Source organism: Stenotrophomonas sp. SrG, assembly GCF_050031795.1.
Taxonomy (GTDB): Bacteria; Pseudomonadota; Gammaproteobacteria; order Xanthomonadales; family Xanthomonadaceae; genus Stenotrophomonas; species Stenotrophomonas rhizophila_A.
Genome location: NZ_JBNBBE010001186.1, coordinates 1 through 238 on the forward strand (window position 1 = coordinate 1; position 238 = coordinate 238).

The window sequence follows — 238 nt, forward strand, 5'->3', positions numbered from 1 at the left end:
TCTGGGCGCCACGGTCGATTGCTCCCGCGAAGTGGAGAAAGCCGACCATGCCGGTGATCCAACCCTGCTTGCGCGGCGGGGGGTGGGCGACGATGGCACCCGCAGCGGCGTGCGCGAAGCGCTGGGCATCGGGGTGGCCGAACATGATTCCCCCCAGACCCTGCTCGTGGCCCGCGTCCGCTCGGCGCGCGCGCCGGCCCGCACCGCGTTCGAACGCTTTACCGATCCCGGCCCGACA

1 pseudogene is annotated in these 238 nt (G+C 72.3%); it reads left to right on the forward strand.

The features are described from left to right. Positions 1–238: pseudogene (locus tag ACQG3P_RS23200) on the forward strand (2-octaprenyl-6-methoxyphenyl hydroxylase); the annotation flags it as partial.